The sequence below is a fragment of the Geobacter sp. PheSNFMC genome (assembly GCF_059620965.1).
Genome location: NZ_JCAMRN010000118.1, coordinates 1 through 3,775, shown reverse-complemented (window position 1 = coordinate 3,775; position 3,775 = coordinate 1). Strand labels below are relative to the sequence as shown.

General features: G+C 66.9%; 4 protein-coding genes. 1 reads left to right on the top strand and 3 read right to left on the bottom strand.

Annotated elements, in window-relative coordinates; all coding sequences use genetic code 11:
* Positions 1 to 112: 112 nt before the first annotated feature.
* Positions 113 to 1,120: a ribonuclease Z gene (locus AC6CDK_RS17655; protein ID WP_039648307.1), complete on the top strand. Its 1,008-nt coding sequence runs from the start codon at positions 113 to 115 to the stop codon at positions 1,118 to 1,120.
* Between the two features lie 64 nt (positions 1,121 to 1,184).
* Here the strand turns inward: AC6CDK_RS17655 and AC6CDK_RS17650 are convergent, their stop codons facing one another.
* From AC6CDK_RS17650 to AC6CDK_RS17640, 3 genes are all read right to left on the bottom strand, one after another.
* Positions 1,185 to 1,670 carry a YchJ family protein gene (locus AC6CDK_RS17650; RefSeq protein ID WP_039645858.1) on the bottom strand — a complete coding sequence of 162 codons (486 nt, stop codon included), beginning with the start codon at positions 1,668 to 1,670 and terminating at the stop codon, positions 1,185 to 1,187.
* A gap of 110 nt (positions 1,671 to 1,780) precedes the next feature.
* Complete coding sequence (locus tag AC6CDK_RS17645) at positions 1,781 to 2,863, bottom strand: class I SAM-dependent methyltransferase (RefSeq protein WP_039645860.1); 1,083 nt, start codon at positions 2,861 to 2,863, stop codon at positions 1,781 to 1,783.
* On the bottom strand, positions 2,860 to 3,744 hold the full coding sequence (locus AC6CDK_RS17640; protein ID WP_066357706.1) for a DUF2156 domain-containing protein: 885 nt from the start codon (positions 3,742 to 3,744) through the stop codon (positions 2,860 to 2,862). Before AC6CDK_RS17640 ends, AC6CDK_RS17645 begins: the two co-directional genes overlap by 4 nt.
* Positions 3,745 to 3,775: the final 31 nt, after the last annotated feature.

Genomic DNA, 3,775 nt, shown 5'->3' with positions numbered 1-3,775 from the left:
TTGCGCCACTGTACAACCAAAGATCACAATACGTTGATTTTTTGATGCAAGGACAATACCCATAACGCGAGGCGTGATACACTTCCCTGTAGAAGGCCATGGGAGACCTATGATGCCACCACTCTTCCACCCCCATCTCGTGAATTGCCCGTTCGAGGACCCGGGCCTCTACGTCGATTTCCTGTTCGAGCGGCGGGCGGTCCTGTTCGACCTGGGCGACACGGCTCCGCTGCCACCCCGAAAGGTGCTCCGCCTCTCCCACATCTTCGTCTCCCACACCCATGTGGACCACTTCATAGGCTTCGACCGGGTGGTGAGGCTCTGCCTCGGCCGGGAGAAACGGCTTCACCTGGTTGGACCGCCGGGATTCGTCGACCGGGTGACAGCGCGACTGGGGGGATACACCTGGAACCTGGTGGGGACCTTCCCCACCGACTTCACCGTTGCTGCAGCCGAACTCCATCCGGACGGAAGCATCCACAGTGCGGAGTTTCATTGCCGTGCGGCGTTCTCGCGGGAGAACGAGCAGCGGGATCACGTCCACGGCGGAGTGCTTCTGGATGAAGAGGCGTTCCGGGTCAGGAGCGTCTTCCTCGACCATGGCATCCCCTGTCTCGCCTTTGCCCTGGAAGAGAAAAACCACGTGCACATCCTCAAGAACCGCCTGCGGGAGGCGGGACTGCCGACGGGACCGTGGCTGGCGGAACTCAAACGGGCGATCCTGGGCGGCAGGGACGACGGGGAACCCTTCACGGTCTGGTGGCGGGAAGAGGGACAAGAACGCGGGACGCGGTTTTCTCTCGGCGAACTGCGGGAGCGCTTCACCAAAACCGTGGCCGGGCAGAAGATCGTCTACGTCACGGACGCAGCACCGACCCCCGAAAACCGGCGGCGCATCGTGGAGCTGGCGGCCGGCGCCGATTACCTCTTCATAGAGGCCCCCTTCCTGGATGAGGAGCGGGAGCGCGCCGGCGACCGGTGCCACCTGACCGCCCGCGTTGCAGGCGAACTGGGCAGGGATGCGGGCGTTGCGCGGGTGGTTCCGTTCCACTTTTCACCCCGTTACACGGGGAGGGAGTCGCTGCTGCGGGAGGAGGTGGAGCGGGCCTTCAGGGGGTGATGTCGAAGCAAAAAAACCGCGGCGCCGAAAGAGCGCCGCGGTCACGGTCAGACGGCTGACAAGATCAGACGCCGCAGCACTTTTTATACTTCTTGCCGCTGCCGCAGGTGCACGGGTCATTGCGCCCCACCTTGGCGCTCACGGCGGGCTGGGGCTTGATCCCATAGCCGTCGGTAAAATACCAGGCATCATCGACTTTGCGGAACTCGGCCAGTTCGTGGTGGGTGCGGCGTCCTCCGGCGTCGCGGTAACGGGCGATGAACTCCACCCGGCCCTCGGCGTCGGCGGGGCCTCCGCCCGCGGTGGCAACGATTTCGAGCCCCTCCCATCGGGATGATTCGGCCCACTCGCGGGTTCCCTTCTCGTCGAAATCGGCCCGGTGGTCCGGATGCGTCGTGTCGTGGATATAGCCTATCTCCGCACGGGTATAAGCGGTGTAGCGCGAACGCATCAGCTCTTCGGCGGTAAGGGCGGCGCGCGCCCCCGTGACGAGGGGCTCACAGCACTCGCCAAAGCTTTTGCCGCTACCGCAGGGACAGAGGTTGGTCATGGGTGGCTCCTTGTGGCGTGTAAATCGGCCCCGCTGCCATGGGTTCGGGGGGCCTCCTGAAAGCCATTACATACCTGCCCGCGCTGTCCGTGTCAACTGTTAAGGAGCCGCTACCGGAACGGGATGACGAACAGCGCATCAAGGAAGGCACCAACACGCTCCCGGTCTGCCGGAGTCAACGCGCTCACCGGTACCGGTGTGCGGAAGCGCCTCAAAAACCGCCGGTCGGCAAAGCCGAGCACGGGATTCTCGATGCCGAGACGGGGAGGTACGGCCAGCGGCGCGAGACGGAGAGCGCCCACATCGTGCCGGAGGGCAGGATTGAGCATCAGGAGCGCGTCCGGGGCGAGGCCGCAGCCGCCCCGGGGATCGCGCCCCAGGTAGAGGACGAAGTTGGGCACCGGTCCGCCGGCCTGCTCCAGCCCGCGCAGGCGCGCCACCTCGGCCGCCGGCTCGGCAAGGGCGCGGGAGTGGGCGAAACGGAGCGGCACCAGGCCGGTCTCCCCCACCATGGCCATGAGCCCGTCGATGCCATAGGCACAAGCCCGGGGGTGAAGCAGGGCGTCGGCAAGCCCCGCGTCCCCTCCCCCTTCGCCCGAGGCCTCCACGGCATGGCCGAGTCTCGACCCGGGCGGGGAACGGCGCAGGAGAGCCTTGAGCCGCGCCATGTCCCGTACGCCGGCGAGGCGCAGGGCCCGGCGGGCCGATTCCACCACCCGCCGGGCGCCCCGGCTGTACACCATGAGCCGGAGGATCCCTCCCGGCGCCAGCCGCCGCTCCAGGGCCCGCAGTCCCTCCAGGGGGTCAGCCAGGTGGTGGATAACGCCGAAGGAATCGATGAAGCCGTACCCCCCCTGGGCCGCGGCCGGGTCCATCAGGTCTCCCTGTTCGAAGGAAATGCCGAACCTGCCGTGCATCCAGGCGTGGAGCCGGGCCCGCCTGAGATTCGCGGCGGAGAGGTCCAGGGCGGTGACCGGCACGCCGGGGTTTGCCACTGCCGTGGGGTACGGGGAAAAGCTGCCGCAGCCGGCAAGGAGGATGCGGCGGGCCGCAGCCGGCGGCAGCGTGCCGTTGAAGCGGGCGTAGAGGGCGTCGAGGTTCAGGGCATAGGTGTCGCTCCGTCGCACCGACGCAGCGAGCGGATAGCGGGGGTAGACCCAGGTCTCGTAGTGAAGGCGGACCTGATCGTTCATGGCGCCGGGGTTTTCCGCAACCGGAATTTGCGCACCAGTTCCACCGGGTGGTAGGAGAGCTTGGCGGTGCGCAGGCCCGGCTCGCCCAGGTCCTGCTCGCGGTTCACGAAGGTGCAGTCGGTGAAGAGGCGACAGAACTCCCGGTTCACCAGTTGGGAAATCCCTTCCATGAAAGGGTCGGACTTTTCGAAGTGACAGACGGCCGTCTCGCGGTTGAGCCGTTCTCCCAGGGCAAAGGCCCCCACCCTCTCCGCCACGGCAATCACCACCCCTTCGAGCCCCAACTCGGCGGACAGAGTCACCGCTTCGGCGGCAGCGGCCGTTTCCGGGTCCAGCGACATGCTGCCGGCGACATCGCGCACCCGGCGCCACTCGTCGAGCAGCGCCAGGCATCCCTGGCGGTGGTCCGGCCCGAACACCCGCACCTCGAAGGGGTGACGCGCGGCAAAGTAGTTGATCCGGTTCTTCTTCTTGTGGAAGCGGTTGCCGGGAAGATCGGCCAGGTCCGACCGGAGATAGAGGTAGTCGAAGCCATCTCGGTCTTCTTCGGCCTGGATGTCCGCATCCGCCCCATGGCGCTCCAGAAAGGCGTCATCGGCCCCATAGATGGTGAGGCCGCCGGCCAGAAGCGCGCGGAGCGCCCCCTTCACGTCGCCGGAGAGGGGCGGCAGGGCGTACGCCTCGCCGCCGTAGCCCCGGCCGAGCACCACCAGCGCGTCACCCAGCCGGGTGAGGCGATAGTCGTGGACCCCGCGGAACAGGTAGAGATTGGCGAAGGTCAGTTCGGACACGCGGGGCTGAAGCTCGGCGAACAGGGCGTCCAGCAGCGGCTTGTCCGCCAGGGCAAGGGGGCGGGAGTCGGGGTGGCGGGGAATCTCCATGGCGTTCTCCACCCTAGAGCAGGATCACCAG